The organism is Collinsella sp. CLA-ER-H9 (assembly GCF_040092295.1).
Classification (GTDB): Bacteria; Actinomycetota; Coriobacteriia; order Coriobacteriales; family Coriobacteriaceae; genus Collinsella.
This window is the reverse complement of the sequence record NZ_JBBNLV010000003.1, coordinates 90,052-107,176: the sequence shown is the minus strand read 5'-3', so window position 1 is coordinate 107,176 and position 17,125 is coordinate 90,052. Positions and strand designations below refer to the sequence as shown.

Below are 17,125 nucleotides of genomic sequence, written 5' to 3'. Positions count from 1 at the left end.
CAATAAACGTGAGGTCGCCGCGTGATGATCAGAAAAACCCTCGATACCGACATTCCTGCCGTCATGGCCATCTATGACGCCGCCCGCGCCTTTATGCGCGCGCATGGCAACGCCACGCAGTGGCCCGAGGGCACGCCTTCGGCCGAGCAGCTGGCTGCCGATATCGCCGCCGGTGGCAGCTATGTGTTCGAAGTCGACGGTCGCGTGGTGGCGACGTTTGCCTTTTTACCGGGCCCGGACGAGTGCTATGACGTCATCGAGGACGGTCAGTGGCGTAGCAACACTCCGTACGCCGTACTGCACCGCGTGGCGTCCGACGGCACCGTGCACGGTATCGCGGCTGCGATGTTTGCCTTTGCCAAGGAACGTGTCGACCATCTGCGTATCGATACGCACGCGGACAACCTGCCCATGCAGGGCGCGAGCATGAAGGCGGGGTTCGGGCGCGCCGGCGTCGTGTATGTGTCCGACGGCACGCCGCGTGTTGCGTTCGACTGGCTGCGCGAGGCATAAGGGCCGAGTCATATACCAGCGTTTCATCGAAATGAAAATGGCCCCGAGTGGGGCCATTTTTGGTAAAACGCGTTGTTGTGAGGCTCGCGTTGTTACTGTCCCAGATGAACCAGGGCAGACAAAAAGGGGAGGTGCCGGCTTTCGCAAGGCGCGAACCTACGAAAATCGCCGCGCGGCAACGCGGGGCGATGAGCTCGGTCGGGGGATAGGGCCCGCTTCGCCCGCCGGCCCGTAAATTGTATCATCCAGTGTGGAATGAGAACGCCCGTTGCCGCGTGCGATGGGTTTGCAATAAGAGGAGAGCCATGTCGAAGCAAGCGGTCGTTGGAATCTTGGCGCATGTCGATGCCGGCAAGACCACGTTGGCCGAGGCCATGTTGTTCAACGCGGGTCGCATTCGCAAGCGCGGCCGCGTTGACGATGGCGATTCGCACCTAGACACCAACGCGATCGAGCGCGAGCGTGGCATTACGATCTTCTCGTCGCAGGCCGTGCTCGACCATGGCGATACCCACGTCATGCTCGTGGATGCGCCGGGGCATGTCGATTTTTCTGCCGAGGCGGAGCGCACGCTGCGCGCACTCGACTACGCGATTTTGGTTGTGGGCGCCAACGACGGCGTGCAAGGGCACACCGAAACCCTGTGGCGCCTGCTTGCACGCTATGACATCCCGACGTTCATCTTCATCAACAAGATCGATTTGGAGAATCCCGGCCGCGATGTTTTGCTGGCACAACTCGGGCAGCGTCTTTCCGAGGGCTGCCTGGATGCCAACGAACTGCTTGCGGGCGGCGCCGTTCAGGAGGACGCTGCTGCGTTGGACGAAGCGGCGCTCGAGGAGTTTCTTGAAGCGGGTGAGCTTTCTGTCGCAACGCTGTCGCGCATGGTTGCCGAGCGCAAGCTCTTTCCCTGCTTTGCCGGCTCGGCGCTTAAGGATCAGGGCGTTGACGAGCTACTGGATGGTATATGCGCGCTGATGCGTGAGCAGGCGTGGCTCCCGGAGTTTGCCGCGCGCGTCTATCGTGTCAGCCGCGGGGATCGTGGCGAGCGCTTGGCTTGGGTTAAAGTGACCGGCGGCACGCTGCGCGCAAAACAGATGATCAGCGGGCATTCTAGTGCCGAGGCGTGGGAACAGAAGGTCGATCAGGTACGCATCTATAACGGCGAGAAGTATGAGCTTGCCCAAGAAGTTGCTGCTGGCGGTATTTGCGCCGTGACGGGTCTTGCGCACGTTCGCCCAGGGGACGCCCTGGGCGCGGAGTCCGCGGGCGATGCGCCCGTCATTGCGCCAGTCCTCACCTATACGGTGCTGCCGGGCGAACACGACGCCCATACGGTGTTCAAAGCATTGACTGAGTTGGCGGACGAAGATCCCATGCTCGGCGTAAGCTGGAATACGCATCTTGAGCAGATTCACCTGCAGTTGATGGGCGCCGTGCAGCTCGAGGTCGTGCAGCGCGTGCTGGCCGATCGTTTTGGCCTTGCGGTCGAGTTTGAGCCCGGCGGCATTCTCTATAAGGAGACTATTTCGCAGCCGGTCGAGGGCGTGGGCCACTTTGAGCCACTGCGCCACTATGCCGAGGTGCATCTGCGTCTGGAGCCGTTGCTAGCGGGTTCGGGCGTGCAGTTTGGCACCGTGACCTCGACCGACGAGCTCGATCTTAACTGGCAACGTCTGGCACTCACTAACGCCATGGAGCGCGATCACCTGGGCGCACTGACCGGCTCGCCCATCACCGATGTGCGCATTACGCTCACGGGCGGCCGCGCGCATGCCAAACACACCGAGGGCGGCGATTTTCGCCAGGCCACGTACCGCGCGATTCGCCAGGGTTTGATGCGGGCGCGCGAGGCCGGCGCAGACGTGTTGCTGGAGCCGTGGTACCACTTTGAGCTCGAGGTGCCGGGGGAGTGCGTGGGCCGGGCGCTCTCGGATGCCACGCGCATGGGTGCCGAGTACGAGCCGCCGGCAATGGCGGGCGAGAGGGCGAAGCTTGTGGGTCGCGTGCCGGCATCCGAGGTGCAGGATTATGCGCTGGAGGTAGCTGCCTACACGAGCGGTCGCGGTCATCTGTATCTGGAGTTCGCCGGTTATGCGGCTTGCCATGATGCCGAGCGCGTCATCGAGACGGCCGCCTATGAGCCCGAGGCCGATCTGCCCAACACGCCCGACTCGGTCTTTTGCTCTCACGGCGCCGGTTACACGGTCAAATGGTACGACGTGCCCGCCGCGGCGCACGTAAAGATCGATCCCGCCTCCTTCCGCCCCTGGCGAGCGGCGGACGCCGAGTTTTTCGGCCACATGTGACAAAGGGACAGCCCCTTTGTCACATGCTATTGGTATAACTCGGTATAAGTTGGTATAACTGTTACCAGGGTTTGCCAATCCGAGGAGGCCGATATGAATCCAAATCCCTTTAAGCCCACAGCTGGTAAGCGGCCTCCGATACTCATCGGTCGCGAGTCGGTCATCGAAGATTTTGAGGAAGGGCTCGACAACGGCGCCGGAGCGCCGGGCAGGCTCATGCTCATTACGGGAAACCGCGGCTATGGCAAAACGGTTCTCCTGCGGGAGCTGCAACGTCTAGCCAGCGAGCGCGGATGGGCGGTTGTCTCCGATTCCGCTTCGCTTGGTTTGTGCGACCGCTTGGCCGACGCGCTTCGCTCGAATAAACCCGTTGTGACGTCAATGGAGTTTGGGCCGTCGTTTGGCCGGATGTCGGTCGAGGCGGCGCGGGCAAAAGGCGAGACATTGCGAGGGCTGGTCAACGAGCGTCTCAAGAAGCTCGGTCCGGGCAAGGGCGTCTTGTTTGCGATTGACGAGGCACAATCGGTGTCTATCGAGGAACTGGCGGCTCTTGCCGTCCTCTATCAGCAGGTGCTCGGAGACCAGGATGCCACGGGCTTGCCCGATAGCGACCAGCGCGGTCTTGCGCTGGCGTTCGCCGGCTTGCCCAGTATGGTTGACGATCTGCTCGAAGAGCCGAGCGTGACGTTTTTGCGGCGTGCCCAGCAGCGTACGTTGGGGGCAATATCTTTGCCCAAAGTGCGCGATTCGTATATCCAGACGGTCAAAGACGCTGGTCTTTACGTTGACGCGGAGACGGCGGACCTTGCGGCGCGCAAGAGCATGGGGCATCCCTATATGGTTCAGCTGGTGGGCTATTACATGTGGCGGTCTGCTGTCCGGCGTGGCTCGCAGGTCATCGAAAGGCGCGATGTCGAGAATGGCCATGCGGATGCCGTCTCCGAGTTCTACGAAGCGGTTGACGCACCTCTGTATTACGGTCTGCGCAGCCCTCAGCGCCTCTTTATCGAGGCTATGGCGGTTGACGAGGACAAGCCGACGCGCACGGCGGATATCATTGAGCGCTGCGACCGTACCCAGAGCTGGGCGAGTAAATATCGCGCAAGCCTGATTCGCGAGCGCGCCATCGAGGCCGCCGGATACGGCCTTGTGCGGTTTACCGTGCCCATGCTGGGCGAGTATATCCGCGACCGCGTTTTATGGCATGAGTAGGGTGATAAAGGTGACGGAACAGAAGATGAGCCCGCAGGCTATCGAGGTGCGCGGTGCACGTGTCCACAATCTCAAGGACATCGATATCGATATTCCGCTGGGGAGGCTCGTGGGCATTGCCGGCGTGTCGGGCTCGGGCAAGAGCTCGCTGGCGCTGGGAGTTCTTTATGCCGAGGGCTCGCGCCGTTACCTGGAGGCGCTCAGCACCTATACTCGACGTCGCCTGACGCAGGCCGAGCACGCCCAGGTGGACGAGGTATTGCACGTACCGGCGGCACTCGCGTTGCATCAGCGTCCCAGTGTGCCAGGCGTGCGCTCGACCTTTGGTACCATGTCCGAGCTCAACAACAGTCTGCGTTTGCTCTTTAGCCGCTGTGCCCATCACGTGTGCCCACATTGCGGGGCGCGTGTGGAGCCGAGCCTTAACGTGGCTGCGGGCCTGTCGCTCACGTGCCCCGCATGCGGCCGCGAGTTCTACGCGCCGAGTGCCGAGGACCTTGCCTTTAACAGCGGCGGTGCGTGCCCTACCTGCGGCGGCACCGGTGTCATGCGCGAGGTGGACGAAGCGAGCCTGGTGCCCGACGAGTCAAAGACCATCAACGAGGGCGCGGTGCTTCCTTGGGGCACACTCATGTGGGATCTGATGAAGCAGGTGGCTGGCGAGATGGGTGTGCGCACCGACGTGCCGTTTAACCAGCTCACGCCTCAAGAGCGCGACATCGTGTTCCACGGTCCGGCGGTTAAAAAGCACATTCTCTACGTTCCCAAAAACGGCGAGGGCGCCACGCCGCTCGATTTTACCTATTACAACGCTGCCTATACCGTCGAGAATGCGCTCGCCAAGGTTAAGGACGACAAGGGCCTCAAGCGCGTGGCGCGCTTTTTGCGCGAGGGGCCATGCCGTGACTGTGGCGGCACGCGTCTCTCCGAGGCCGCACGCCATCCCCAGGTGCGCGGTATCAATCTGGCGCAGGCCGCGGCTATGACGCTGGGTGAGGCGATTGAGTGGGTGCGCGGGGTGCCCGCATCCTTGCCGGCCGAGATGCAGCCCATGGCGACGGATATCTGCGATTCGTTTTTGAGCACGGCCCGTCGACTGGTCGATCTGGGCCTCGATTACCTTTCGCTCGACCGCGCCGGTGCCACGCTCTCCACGGGCGAGCGTCAGCGCGTGCAGCTCGCCCGCGTGGTGCGTAACCGATCGACGGGCGTGCTCTATGTGCTGGACGAGCCCTCGATTGGCTTGCATCCTGCCAATGTCGACGGCCTGGTAGGCGTGATGCGCGATTTGGTGGATGACGGCAACACCGTGGTCGTTGTCGACCACGACACGCGCGTACTGGCGGAAGCCGACTATCTGGTCGAGATGGGCCCCGTTGCCGGAGCAGGCGGCGGCAATGTGATCGCCGCGGGCGCGGTAGGCGAGGTCGAAGAATCGCAGGGCAGCCGCATCGCCCCATTTTTGCGCTCGGAGCCTGAGCGCTTGCGTCCGCAGGTGCCTGACGACGAAATGTTCGACCGGGGCCATATCCGCATGGCGACCGATGCCATCCATACCGTCAAACCGCTCGAAGTCGATATCCCGCGCGGCCGCCTTGTCGCGGTAACGGGTGTTTCAGGTTCGGGCAAGACGACATTGGTGCTCGAGACGCTCATCCCGGCGCTCAAGGCGCAAGCGGCCGGTGAGCGCCTGCCGAGGCACGTGCGTTGGGTCGATGCCGAGGGCATCGCGCGCGCCAACCTGATTGATGCCACGCCCATTGGCGCCAACGTGCGCTCGACGGTGGCGACCTATGCCGACATCCATGATGAGCTGCGCCGCGCCTTCGCCCGTACGCCCGAGGCCAAGGCGGCAGGGTATAAGGCGGGTGCCTTTAGCTACAACACCGGCGCCTTGCGCTGCCCCACGTGCGATGGCACGGGCTCGATATCGCTCGACGTGCAGTTTTTGCCCGATGTCGAGATCGTCTGTCCTGCATGTCGCGGCTCGCGTTATGCAGACGCGGCCTCGCGTATCCATCGCGAGGGCAAGGACGGCAGCCTGCTTACGTTGCCGCAACTTATGGATATGAGCGTGGACGAGGCACTCGATGCCACGGTAGGACTCAAGAAAGTCCAGGCGCGCCTGCAGACCTTGCGCGACCTGGGGCTGGGATACCTGACACTTGGCGAGCCCACGCCGGCGCTTTCGGGCGGCGAGGCGCAGCGACTCAAGCTTGCGAGCGAGATGGGCCGCGTGCAGGACGATGCCGTATTCGTGTTCGACGAACCCACAATCGGCCTGCATCCGCTCGACGTTCAGGTGCTGCTGAGTGTGTTTGATGGCCTCGTTGCCAAGGGCGCCACGGTTATCGTGATCGAACACGACCTCGACCTCATCCGTAACGCCGATTACGTGATCGACATGGGTCCGGGCGGCGGCGATGCCGGCGGACAGGTCGTCTGCGCCGGCACGCCGGGCGACATCGCGGCCTGCTCCGCAAGCGTCACTGGCCGCTACCTATAACCGAATGTGACAAAGGGACCGTCTCTTTGTCACATTCCCGGAAAGCCTGTTTGGCGCAGAGCCTCGTAGAGGACGATGGCGGCGCTGTTGGAGAGGTTGAGGGCGCTGATGCGGTAGTCGTTCGGATCGACGAAGTTGCCGCAGATATCCTGCTGAAGGATGGCCTCGTGGCTGCCCTCGATATGCCCGAGCGATTCCTCGTGGGCTTCCCAGGCCTCGGCGTTGTCGAGCGAGTCGCAATCGCGCAGCATGGGAATGCGCTCGCAGCGCTCAGGCGCCGCAGCGAGCAGCTCTTCGGGAATCCCCGAGCTCTCGCTGCCAAAGACCAAAAAGTCGCCATCGCGGTAGGTGCTTTGTGCATAGGTGCGGCGCGCCTTTTTGGTCAGCAGATGCAGGCGCTCGTCGGCGGGGGAGAGATCGTTGCGCGCCAGGAAATCCTCCCAGCCGGCATACGTTGTCACGTCCAAGTTTTGCCAGTAGCCCAGGCCGGCGCGGCGCACCGTCTTGTCGTCGAGCGAAAAGCCCAACGGCTCCACCAGATGCAGGCGGGCGCCGGTGACCACGCAGGTACGGCCGATGTTGCCCGTATTGGCCGGAATCTCGGGCGCGTACAGCACGATATTGAACATGAATCTCCTTGGCATAGAACGAAAAACCACCACGAAGGGGACAGGCACCTTCGTGGTGGTTTTGGCGGTTACGTGGGCGGAAAAAATGCCCGCTTCGATAAACCTAGGCGCGGTGCCAGTCGGTCAGGCAGGCATCGAGGTCGGCGATGAGCGCATCCTTGTCCATGTGACGGCCGATGATGCACAGGCTCGTCATGCGGTCGCCCGTCTCATCGTCCCAAATCTGCATGATCTCGGGGTTCTCGTCGATGATCTTCTGCTTCTCGCCCTCGGGCGCGGAGTCAACGAACAGACCGTTCTCCATCAGGCGCATCTGGTGGCCAGCCTGCTCGAACATGTAGCACATGTCCGGATCGCCGGTCTGCCACAGCGGACCCTTGACGCGGATGACCTCGTCAGGCCACTCCTGCTCAACAAAATCGGTGAACTTCTGCAGGTCAAACGGTTTGCGGCGCGAGTACACAAAGGTCTCGATGTCGTACTCGAGCACCTCGGGGTCGTCGTGCTCCTCGGGATGCTCCATGGCCTCGATCCAGGCGGCGGAGTTGTAGGCGCGCATAAAGTCGAAGCGGTCGGTGTCGAGCAGCTCCTCCATGGGGACCTCGCCGTTTTGGGCCTCGACAATTACGGCGTCCTTCTGCAGACTGCGCACGATGGCCTTGAGCTCGGCAATCTGCTCAGGCGTGACGGTATCGGTCTTGTTGAGGATCAGCGTGGAGCAAAACTCGATCTGCTGGATGAGCAGGCTCTCGATGTCGTCCTCGTCAATGTCCTCGGCCAGCAGGTCGCGACCGCCGTTGAACTCGTCGTACATGCGGGCGCAGTCGACCACGGCCACGATGTTGTCGAGCGCAAGCTTGGGCTCGCCGCCAACCTTGGCCTCGTCGCAGAAGCTCGAGATGGTGTAGGCGATGGGGATAGGCTCGCAAATGCCCGAGGCCTCGATGATGATGTAGTCGAACTTGCCCGAATCGGCGATGCCCTGCAGCTGGTTGGCCAGGTCGTCCGAAAGCGTGCAGCAGATGCAGCCGTTGGTGAGCGGGATGAGGTCGTCGGTCTCGGAAAGGCCGCCGTCGGCGATAAGGCTGGCGTCGACGTTGATCTCGCCGATATCGTTGACGATCACGGCGGCGCGGATGCCGCCGTCGTTAGCGAGGATGTGGTTGAGCAGCGTGGTCTTGCCGGCACCGAGGTATCCGGTAAGCATGATGATCTTCACGGGCTTGTTGGGCATGTGCCCTCCTTTGTTAGACATGGCTTACAGTTGAATCTTATGCCAAACGCCTGCTCTTATACCCACGCGCCGACAAATAACACAGGCTACTCCCAGGCTCCCCACACATCGGGACAATAGCCGACGGTGGCCTTCTTGCCGTTACGCACGATAGGCTCGGCCAGAACCTGCTGGTTTTCGAGTAACTTGTCGAAGCGCTGGCTGGGGGTGAGGTGTTGGATGAGCGCGAGCGTCTCCTCGTCCTTGGCTTTGGGGTTGAGCAGCTTGTCGATGCCGCCAACCGCCTGCATCACGCTCGTGAGCTCGCCCTTGCTCATCTCCTTTTCCTTAAGGTCAATAAACTGCACCTTAATGCGGCGCTCCTTAAAATAGCGCTGGGCCTTCTTGGTGTCGAAGGACTTTTTGGTGCCAAAGATTTGAATATTCATTGTTTGGTTCCGCCGTTCTACCGAATAAAGTTGGTTCGCTCGCGATCGGCCTCGGGGGCTTCGATGCCGGCGGCCTTTCCCGCCTCGATGCAACGCAGCAGCCAGGCCATGTTTTTACCGATGTTTCGCATGGTGGCAAGGCCCTCGGCGTCCTGGGCGGCCTCGCCCGGCATGGCACCGAAGACGTTGTTCCAGTACGTGGACGCTACCACGGGCATCTGGTTGATGGTGAAGTACTTGTTGAGCACGTCGAAGGTGGTCGACGTGCCACCGCGACGGGCAACGGCGACAGCGACGCCCGGCTTGTGCGTAAAGGCCTTGCTGCCAGCATAGAATGCACGGTCGAGGGCAGAGAGGATACGTCCGCTGGGGTGCGCGTAGTAGACGGGCGAACCAAAGACAAAGCCGTCTGCCTGCTCGGCGGCGGCAATCAACTCGTTGACCATGTCGTCGTCAAAGGTGCAGCGGCAATCGAGTTTGCCGCACTGGCCGCAACCGATGCAATCGCGAATAGGCTTGGCGCCCAGCTGAAACATCTCGGTATCGATGCCTTCGGCGTTAAGCTGCTCGGCGACCTCGGCGAGTGCGCGGGCCGTGTTGCCGTTTGCCTTGGGGCTGCCATTGACCAAAAGAACCTTCATCACAAACTCCCTCTGCTGTCGGTGACTTCTGCAGAGGATTATCGCACGAGCGGGCAGATGGCGTGGGGCACGATGCCGGCCCCGAGGGCCCACGGCAGGCACGCTCACCAGGTACGAGCGGGATACGGTCCAGAGGATGTTGGAGTGCGGGGCCTCGTGCGAGCAGATTGTAAGGGGTCTGGGCGGGTCGCCCTCGATGGCGAGCTTTGAGGCCTTGGAAGGCGGGCTGCTGCGGCGGCTATGGTTTATACTAAGGCGGTTGCTATCGAGTAATTCATACTTGGTTTGATTCGATTGTGAATGCGTAACTAGGATGGAAAGCAAAGGAAACTCTATGGAAACAGAGGATGCTGTTTGCTTGATGACTTCGATTGCCTTGATTGTCCTTTCAATCCAATACCGAAGAGGAAGATGGCTCTGCTCAATTGCTGGATATGATGTCACAAAAAGGGAGAGCGAGATTGATATACGCCCTTACGCAAAGCTGATTTCTTCTGTGACGTTATGGATGGGGCTGCTGTTTTTCTTGTGGGCGGTAGAGGGCTGGGTACGCGATTGGAATACCAGCGTTTTTGAAGTTTTGGTTCTACTTCTGTTCAGCTTGGCCTCTTTGTCGTTCGTGCGGCTCGTTAGGTTTGTGTTTATGAGGCGATAGCCAGCGGAAGTGGCTGGACGACAAAATGGACCAATGCAGCCAATTGTCAATAGAATTTGATAGGCTTGGCTTAACAGATTTACTCGAGGGCATATCCGTGGCGGGGGATAGGTTCTATCTTGTTGAGCACTTATTTGCATCAGGCAAAGTAAACCAAGAGTATCGAAACGGTGCCCCCGGGCCCCGGGAGGGACTGCGGGGACGTTCGGCTAACTGCGGGTACGACCTATTTGCCCAATGTGTTCGGTTGAGATCGGAAATTAACCATCATGCGCCCCATAACGCTAGTCCAGCTTGGTGCCCGGTACCTGCGGCGCCTCTTTAATCAGCGCATTGAGTTCGTTCAAAATGGAAACGGGCTGTCGGTCGACGGCGTCCAGATGAAGCGTCGCCACGCGAAGGGGCGGCTGATATTCAAATGAGCCAAGGAGCACGGGCGATCCCAAGAACCGTTCGATTTCGTCTGCAACCGCGTCGGTCTCTTCGGGATCAAGCTCGTCAAAGAGCGCCACGAACATCGGTCCGGTCGAGCGGAACAGACGACCCTTGCCGCGCGAGCAATCCATGAGGCAGGCGGCGCTTTCTGCCAAAACGCGGTCGCCTGCATCAAAGCCAAAGCGGGCATTGACCTGTGCGATTTCGTCGATTTTAATGGCGATCAAGCCCGCGTTTCGTGCCACGCGACGCATCTCGCCAATGGCGTTGACCAGGGCGTGGATATCGCCCAGACCGGTCACGGAATCGGTCGTATCTGCCAAGCTTCGGTTGGTGACAATGCCCACATACATGTTGGGCTCGGTATCGGTGCCGTCCAGGCGGTAACCCGTGCAGTCGCAAAGCGCGTATTTTCCGGCGGTATTCATGACGCGATACTGCATGCAGTGGAAGTGCCACGTGCCGTTTACCACCATATCGAGCTCGGCACGTACGTTGTCGCGGTCCTCGGGGTGAACACGGGCAAGCCATATATCGAGCGAGTTGTAGGGATGCTGGGAGGGTAGGTCAAAATCGCGCACGGCATTAACCGACCATTGCGATTCGCCGGTGTCGAGGTTAATGATGAACGGATAGCGTGTCTCGGAGCTCATGGAGATCGCTTGGAACACTCGGTCGTTGCAGAGAGGCTGATCTGTGACCGGGTGTTGCGGCACGTTGTCTTCTTCTGGCTGTTGTACACGGTGCATGAGCTTGTAGCGATACATTTTGCGGTCGGCGTCCTTTGTCATCTGGCGACGCGTATCGCCTGCAAGTGGGTCGACGCGCGAGCAGCCAAAGCTAAAGCTGGCGATCATGGGCGCCTTGCCGTCCGATGTTGCCTCGATAAGATTGGCACGCGTCCGCTCCAGGCGCTGCTCGAGCTCGGCTTCGTCTGTCGTGGGGGATATAAGTACAAATTCGTCTCCACCGATACGGAACAGCAACTCATCGTGCTCCATTGTCTCGGTGAGTGCGCGGCAGATGCTCAGAATGTAGCGATTGCCCTCGGCGTGGCCAAACTTATCGTTGCAATGCTTAAGGCGGTCGATATCGATATAGGCGCAGGTGAAGGGGGTGCCTTTGCGCCAGAGCTGATCGACATGGCGGTCGAGTCCGCCACGGTTGCCAAGATTGGTGAGCGAGTCGATATAGGCGCCGTGCTCAAGCAGCTCGCGTTCTTGTTGCAGGATGGCGAGCGTTTTCTGCAGTTGCTCACCGATGGCACGCAACTCCGGGGGCAGCGCGGCAACATCGAGCTCGGTGGTTGAGGCCCTGTTCGCAAGTCGCTGAAGATGAGCGATGATTGATTGCTCGCCCAGACGATACGACTCGTTCATGATGGATGACCTCCTTGGATGGAACAATGGTTTGTATCTTACTCCCAATTCGGTTTAGATTGGGGTATTAGTTAGCCCATGGGAACAAACGTCCTCTTCGGCGGTGGCGTTTGCGTGCGAGCGTATTAGTTGTTGTCGCCACCATCGAGCAATGCCTCAAAATCCTCCGCCTGCATGGGGCGGTAGTAGAGGAATCCCTGAGCGTAGCGGGCGCCCATGTGGCGCAGCATGTTTGCCTGCTTGTCCGTCTCGACGCCTTCGATCACAACGGGCAGATGGAGTGACTGCGCCATCTCGAGCATTGATGAGACGATTTGCACGCTGCGGCCCTCATCGCCGTTATCGGGCACAAACGTGCGATCGAGCTTGATGACGTCGACGTTGACGTTCTTGAGCATCGCGAGCGTGGACTGACCGGTGCCAAAATCGTCCATATAGGTCGAGAAGCCGCGGGTGTGCAAGTCGGCTGTCAGTTTGTCCACGGCTTCGGACTCTCCCGTATAAGCCGTCTCGGTGATCTCGATACGCATGAGCTCGGGCGGTAGGTTGTATTGGGCGGCAAGCGCCCCCATATGCTCGGCAACGTCGCAGGCAAGGATATCCACGCGCGACACATTAAGCGAGACCGGAACCACACGAAGGCCGCGATCGAGACGCACGCGCAGCCACGAGGCGACACCCTGCCAAATGTACTTGTCGAGCGTCACCACAAAGCCGCTTTCCTCGAGTGCGGGGATAAACGTTGCGGGTGAAATGAGAGAGCCGTCCTTGTCAATCCAGCGGGTGAGTGCCTCGGCGCCAATGATCTCGCCGGTTTCCATATCGACCTGGGGCTGCAGGTAGTACGTGATGCGGCCGTTTGAGAGCGCGTACTGGAACTCGGTCAGCGTGCGGTGGAACGCAATCTCGTGTTCATATTCTTCGGGGCGGAAAATGGCAATGCGCTCCTTGAAGTCGTTTTTGGCGCGTCGATTGGTAAACATGGCCTTTGCCTGCGCATCGATGGTGATCTCCTCATTGGAGTCGATGGGGTAAATGCCCATGGACGGCCAAAAACCTACGCCGTCATCATGCCTGGCTACGACCTCGCGAACGCGGTTGTAGATTTGATGGACGGTGATGCGCTTAAAGGGGATGAGTGCGCAAAAGTCATCTTGGCCCCAGTACCCTGCGACGCCCATATCGGCATTCTCGATGTCCTTGAGGACCGTGCCCACATCGGCGAGTACGCGGTCGCCCTCGGCCTGGCCGTGCCATTCATTAAACAGGCGCATGTGGCCCATGTCGACCGTGGCGATGCACCAGGTGCCGTCGCGCCTTGCCTCGAGAAATGCGTTGGCGCGCCGCATAAACTCGCTGGGTCGATAGAGTCCCGTGAGCGAGTCGATACGTTCGGCGATGGCGCTTTTGCGCTCCGCCTCGGGTATGGGGAGGCTGTCGTTGGGAACAAGCCCGCCAGCCGTGCGAAGGCGACGGTCGAGTTCGCCTAAAACGGCGGTCGCTTGATGGGTTAAGTGCTCGTAAAAGGCCGGTACGACAAGACAGACGGGAGTAATGGCGTCGCCTGCGATTTGAACAGGAGCGAAAACGGCCTCTTTAAGGTGGCGGGTCAGTTGCTCGAATGCCTCGTGGTCCAAATCGTTGCTGAGCACGACGAACTGGACGCTTCGTGAACGGTAGACCCGGCTCCTGCCGCGGGTGATCGACAGCATACGGCCTGCGTATTCGGCAAGCATGTTGTCGACAGCCTCGGCCCCGTAGAGCTCGTTGAGCTTTGTCGTGCCACGAACGCGCACCGCTATAAGCCCCGTCTCGCAACGATCGCGGCGGCAGGCATCGATAGCGTTGATCAGCATACGCTGCGTTCCGAGGCCCGTAGCGGCGTCGACGGTTTCGGCGAGTGAGTGGTTGACAAGTTCGCCGACATAGAGCGAGGGGGCATTTCCGTCGCCGTCGATGCGAAACCCGCGAGCACGGCAGAGAACGTAGTCACCCGCGGCATTGCGCATGCGGTACTGCATGACGCGGCGGTGTTTGGAGCCGTTAAAGATCTGGTTGATGTCGTTGGCGTAGGCCTCGAGGTCATCGGGATGGACGCGCGTCTTCCAGAAATCGCGGCAGCTGTCTATGTGCTCCGAAGGAAGACCGAGATCGCGCAAGGCACCTTGCGACCAAAGGGTGCGGTCCTTGTCCAAGTTCTCGATAAAGAAATAACGGCCCTCGTTGAGCATCGAAAAGGCGTCAAAAATGCGATTGCTTATTTCGAAGTCGTCGGCGTGGACTTGCGTGATATTGCGCCGATCGAGGTGCATGGCATGACGTAGCTTGTAGTCGTACATGCGATGGTCGGCATCGAGTGTCATGCGATTGGAGGCTTCGCCCAGGGCGGGGTCGGCGTGTGCCACTCCGTAGCTAAACGAGTGGGGCATCTCGGAATCGTTGTTTTTGAGCAGGATCGTTCGGCAGTGTTCCAGACGCTCGGCGAGGTCGTCCTCGGTCGCAATCGTAGATAGGATGGCAAACTCGTCGCCGCCTATGCGAAACGCCGCCTCGTCCACTTTCATATACAGTTTGAGATAGAGGCTTACCTGCAAGATATAGCGGTTGCCCTCGTCATGCCCAAAGACGTCGTTGCAGTGCTTGAGATTGTCGATGTCGATGAACGCCATGGTAACGGGGGTGTCCTGCTCCCAGAGCTCCTCGAGGGAACGGGCAAAGCCGCCACGGTTGCCAAGCCCGGTAAGCTGGTCGGTAAAGGCGGTCCTGATCAGATCCTCCTGACGCTCGAGAAGGTCACGGACGGTCTTTTCGAGCGTTTCGGTGTAATTGCTGACAGTATCCATGTTCTAAGCGGCTTTCTGAAGTCGGAGCGGATTGCGTCGGGCGAGCTCGTTGTGTACACGCATCGTTGCTCAGCGTTTTGCGTGTATCCAGGCCCCCGCCTTGCTGCGTTGTTGGGTTACTTTGCCGGCTAATGTTCGCTGTTGATAACTGCTGAGTAGTATAAACAACAGTGCAAAATTATATAGGGGTGCACATGCTGTGGGTGGCTATTATTCGACAAACGGCAGCGCGATGATGCGATGTTCGATAAAAATGCGACTGGGGCGGTATATGTTGATGGGTATACTTGTTCCGTTTAAATTTGCGGGGACGGAGATGGTCGCATGGCACAGCCAACTATGACGCGCACGGTGGGGCTGGCACTCGAGGGAGGCGGCTACCGCGGTATGTATACGGCGGGCGTGCTCGACGTTTGGATGGAGCACGGTTTGACCTGCGACCATATGGTGGGTGTCTCGGCGGGCGCGGCGTTTGGCTACAACTTTAAATCGCGTCAGATCGGCCGCGCCATTCGCTATAACAAGGCCTATTGCGCCGATAAACGCTATGCAGGTGTAGTAAGCTGGCTGCGAACTGGCGATATGTTCAATGCCGATTTTGCCTATCACGAGGTGCCTATCGAGCGCGATCCCATCGACTTGGAGGCGTATCGCGCCTGCCCCATGCGATTTACGTGCGTGTGTACCGATATCGAGACGGGCAAGGCCGTCTACCATGACCTGCCCTATGGCGACGAGCGGGATATCGAGTGGATCCGGGCATCGTCGGCGATTCCCGTGGCGACGCGTCCCGTTGCTATTGACGGGCATAAGTATCTGGATGGTGGCGTGGCTGATTCCATTCCCAGTGCATGGCTGTTTGCGCAGGGGTATGACCGCAATATCGTGGTGCTCACGCAGCCGGCGGGCTTTGTGAAGCAGTCCAACAGCATGATGCCCATGCTGCGGCGCGTGTTCCGTCACTACCCGGAGTTTGTCGCAGCGCTTGAGCATCGGCATGAGGTCTACAATGCCACGCTCGATGACCTGGCACGTCGCGAGGCTGCCGGCGAAATCATTGTGGTGCGGCCGAGCGAATCGGTGAAGGTGCCGTCGCTATGCCGTGAGCCCGATGAGCTCGAGCGCATCTACCAGGTCGGTCGCCACGATGCGGAGGCGACCTTGCCGGCGCTGGAAGCGTATCTGGCAGAGTAGGGCAAACTGCCGTGGACTCGGCGGAAAGCGCATCCCGGAATGGAGGTCCAAACTGGGATGCGCTTTCCATTGCTAAAGATGTGAGGCTGCGGATCAGCTGCTCGGCTTGAGCCTATGCCTGCTGCCAGGTGTCGACGAGCTCCTTGGCTGCGGCGTGGGGGTCGTCGGCACTGCAGACGGCGCTCACCACAAAGAAGCCATCGACGCCGGTTGCCTTAAGCTGCGGCAAGTCGGCCGTCTTGACGCCGCCGCCCACCACGATGGGCACGGGGCTTGCCGCGTGGAGTGCGGCCAAGTCCTCAAAGCTCTTGGTGATGATAGAGCCGTCGGCCGCGCGTCCGCAGTCGCGCTTGGTCTCGGTCTCGTGGAGCGGGCCGATGCCCAGGTAGTCGACCAGGCTCATGTCGGCGGTCTTGACGTACTCGAGCATCTCCTCGCAACGGGCCGAAAGGCCCACAATGGCATCGGGGCCCAAAAGTTTGCGGCAGACCTCGACGGGAATATCGCTCTGGCCAACGTGCACGCCGTCGACAGCGATGCCCTGCTCGCGCGCGGCGAGTACGCAGTCCAGGCGGTCGTCGATCAGCAGGGCGACCTGACCGGTCTTGCCGGCCTGTGCGATTGCCTGCGCGGCGTCGCCCGTCAGCGCGATGATCTCGCGGGCACTTGCCACCTTGGAGCGCACCTGGATGCAGGTAAAGCCTGCGTCGAGCGCCTGGGCCACCACATCGCCCACGGGACGCCCGAGCGTGTTTTCGGGGCCGAGTACCAGATAGGCCGAGATATCAAGGTTGTCGCGGATGCTCATCGTGCTTCCTCCTGCTTTTTGATCTGTGCTTCCATGCGCTCGAGCTTGCCGGTCATGGTGTCGGTAAATCCGGGTCGAATATCGGCTTTGAGCACGACTTCGGTGCGGATGCCCTTGCTCGCCAACACAAAGGTTGCGTCGCGCACGACCTGCATGACCTCGTCCCAGTCGCCCTCGATCTCGGTGAACATCGAGGTGGTGCGGTTGGGAAGGCCACTCTCGCGAATGACGCGCACGACCTCGGCGACCTCGGCGGACAGCTCGTCGCCGGTGCCGCATGGGGCGATGGCCACGGCGACGAGCGTGTTCATGCCGGCATTGGTTGCAGGCTCGGACATG

14 protein-coding genes are annotated in these 17,125 nt (G+C 60.4%); 6 read left to right on the top strand and 8 right to left on the bottom strand.

Annotation, left to right across the window (positions count from 1 at the left end):
• The first annotated feature begins 24 nt into the window (after window positions 1-24).
• The 4 genes from AAAX73_RS03395 to AAAX73_RS03380 all read left to right on the top strand — a co-directional run bounded on the left by AAAX73_RS03395 (window position 25) and on the right by AAAX73_RS03380 (window position 6,540).
• Window positions 25-513 carry an N-acetyltransferase gene (locus AAAX73_RS03395; protein WP_349125014.1) on the top strand — a complete coding sequence of 163 codons (489 nt, stop codon included), beginning with the start codon at window positions 25-27 and terminating at the stop codon, window positions 511-513.
• Between the two features lie 305 nt (window positions 514-818).
• Window positions 819-2,822 carry a translation factor GTPase family protein gene (locus AAAX73_RS03390; RefSeq protein ID WP_349125013.1) on the top strand — a complete coding sequence of 668 codons (2,004 nt, stop codon included), beginning with the start codon at window positions 819-821 and terminating at the stop codon, window positions 2,820-2,822.
• Window positions 2,823-2,915: 93 nt separating this feature from the next.
• Window positions 2,916-4,034 carry an ATP-binding protein gene (locus tag AAAX73_RS03385; RefSeq protein WP_349125012.1) on the top strand — a complete coding sequence of 373 codons (1,119 nt, stop codon included), beginning with the start codon at window positions 2,916-2,918 and terminating at the stop codon, window positions 4,032-4,034.
• Window positions 4,035-4,044: 10 nt separating this feature from the next.
• The gene (locus AAAX73_RS03380; RefSeq protein WP_349125011.1) at window positions 4,045-6,540 is read left to right on the top strand and encodes an excinuclease ABC subunit UvrA; all 2,496 of its coding nucleotides are present in this window, start codon (window positions 4,045-4,047) and stop codon (window positions 6,538-6,540) included.
• 29 nt (window positions 6,541-6,569) lie between these two features.
• Here the strand turns inward: AAAX73_RS03380 and AAAX73_RS03375 are convergent, their stop codons facing one another.
• The 4 genes from AAAX73_RS03375 to AAAX73_RS03360 form a co-directional block, all read right to left on the bottom strand.
• A complete protein-coding gene (locus tag AAAX73_RS03375) occupies window positions 6,570-7,169 on the bottom strand; it encodes a tRNA (cytidine(34)-2'-O)-methyltransferase (RefSeq protein WP_349125010.1) in 600 nt (199 codons plus the stop codon).
• Window positions 7,170-7,272: 103 nt separating this feature from the next.
• On the bottom strand, window positions 7,273-8,403 hold the full coding sequence (locus AAAX73_RS03370; protein ID WP_349125009.1) for a GTP-binding protein: 1,131 nt from the start codon (window positions 8,401-8,403) through the stop codon (window positions 7,273-7,275).
• Window positions 8,404-8,489: 86 nt separating this feature from the next.
• Window positions 8,490-8,831, bottom strand: a complete 342-nt coding sequence (locus tag AAAX73_RS03365) for an ArsC/Spx/MgsR family protein (protein ID WP_022093957.1) — start codon at window positions 8,829-8,831, stop codon at window positions 8,490-8,492.
• 17 nt (window positions 8,832-8,848) lie between these two features.
• On the bottom strand, window positions 8,849-9,472 hold the full coding sequence (locus tag AAAX73_RS03360; RefSeq protein ID WP_349125008.1) for a flavodoxin family protein: 624 nt from the start codon (window positions 9,470-9,472) through the stop codon (window positions 8,849-8,851).
• 334 nt (window positions 9,473-9,806) lie between these two features.
• On the opposite strand from AAAX73_RS03360, the gene AAAX73_RS03355 reads away from it, so the two are divergent.
• Complete coding sequence (locus AAAX73_RS03355) at window positions 9,807-10,127, top strand: DUF3784 domain-containing protein (RefSeq protein ID WP_117635527.1); 321 nt, start codon at window positions 9,807-9,809, stop codon at window positions 10,125-10,127.
• A 284-nt stretch (window positions 10,128-10,411) separates the two neighbouring features.
• On the opposite strand, the gene AAAX73_RS03350 is transcribed toward AAAX73_RS03355, so the two are convergent.
• A complete protein-coding gene (locus AAAX73_RS03350; protein ID WP_349125007.1) occupies window positions 10,412-11,941 on the bottom strand; it encodes a diguanylate cyclase in 1,530 nt (509 codons plus the stop codon).
• 125 nt (window positions 11,942-12,066) lie between these two features.
• Window positions 12,067-14,784 (bottom strand): EAL domain-containing protein, encoded by a 2,718-nt coding sequence (locus AAAX73_RS03345; RefSeq protein ID WP_349125006.1) that lies wholly within the window; start codon window positions 14,782-14,784, stop codon window positions 12,067-12,069.
• 324 nt (window positions 14,785-15,108) lie between these two features.
• Between AAAX73_RS03345 and AAAX73_RS03340 the strand changes: the two genes are divergently transcribed.
• Entirely contained in the window at window positions 15,109-15,978 is an 870-nt protein-coding gene (locus AAAX73_RS03340; RefSeq protein WP_349125005.1) for a patatin family protein, read from the top strand.
• 112 nt (window positions 15,979-16,090) lie between these two features.
• Here AAAX73_RS03340 and AAAX73_RS03335 read toward each other — a convergent pair whose 3' ends face one another.
• Window positions 16,091-16,786: a thiamine phosphate synthase gene (locus tag AAAX73_RS03335; RefSeq protein WP_022093951.1), complete on the bottom strand. Its 696-nt coding sequence runs from the start codon at window positions 16,784-16,786 to the stop codon at window positions 16,091-16,093.
• A complete protein-coding gene (locus AAAX73_RS03330; protein ID WP_225093307.1) occupies window positions 16,783-17,124 on the bottom strand; it encodes a thiamine-binding protein in 342 nt (113 codons plus the stop codon). Before AAAX73_RS03330 ends, AAAX73_RS03335 begins: the two co-directional genes overlap by 4 nt.
• Window position 17,125: the final 1 nt, after the last annotated feature.

Coding starts and splice junctions, on each gene's coding strand:
- AAAX73_RS03395 (WP_349125014.1), top strand. CDS start 25: ATGATCAGAAAAACCCTCGATACCGACATTCCTGCCGTCATGGCCATC.
- AAAX73_RS03390 (WP_349125013.1), top strand. CDS start 819: ATGTCGAAGCAAGCGGTCGTTGGAATCTTGGCGCATGTCGATGCCGGC.
- AAAX73_RS03385 (WP_349125012.1), top strand. CDS start 2,916: ATGAATCCAAATCCCTTTAAGCCCACAGCTGGTAAGCGGCCTCCGATA.
- AAAX73_RS03375 (WP_349125010.1), bottom strand. CDS start 7,169: ATGTTCAATATCGTGCTGTACGCGCCCGAGATTCCGGCCAATACGGGC.
- AAAX73_RS03370 (WP_349125009.1), bottom strand. CDS start 8,403: ATGCCCAACAAGCCCGTGAAGATCATCATGCTTACCGGATACCTCGGT.
- AAAX73_RS03365 (WP_022093957.1), bottom strand. CDS start 8,831: ATGAATATTCAAATCTTTGGCACCAAAAAGTCCTTCGACACCAAGAAG.
- AAAX73_RS03360 (WP_349125008.1), bottom strand. CDS start 9,472: ATGAAGGTTCTTTTGGTCAATGGCAGCCCCAAGGCAAACGGCAACACG.
- AAAX73_RS03355 (WP_117635527.1), top strand. CDS start 9,807: ATGGAAACAGAGGATGCTGTTTGCTTGATGACTTCGATTGCCTTGATT.
- AAAX73_RS03350 (WP_349125007.1), bottom strand. CDS start 11,941: ATGAACGAGTCGTATCGTCTGGGCGAGCAATCAATCATCGCTCATCTT.
- AAAX73_RS03345 (WP_349125006.1), bottom strand. CDS start 14,784: ATGGATACTGTCAGCAATTACACCGAAACGCTCGAAAAGACCGTCCGT.
- AAAX73_RS03340 (WP_349125005.1), top strand. CDS start 15,109: ATGGCACAGCCAACTATGACGCGCACGGTGGGGCTGGCACTCGAGGGA.
- AAAX73_RS03335 (WP_022093951.1), bottom strand. CDS start 16,786: ATGAGCATCCGCGACAACCTTGATATCTCGGCCTATCTGGTACTCGGC.
- AAAX73_RS03330 (WP_225093307.1), bottom strand. CDS start 17,124: ATGTCCGAGCCTGCAACCAATGCCGGCATGAACACGCTCGTCGCCGTG.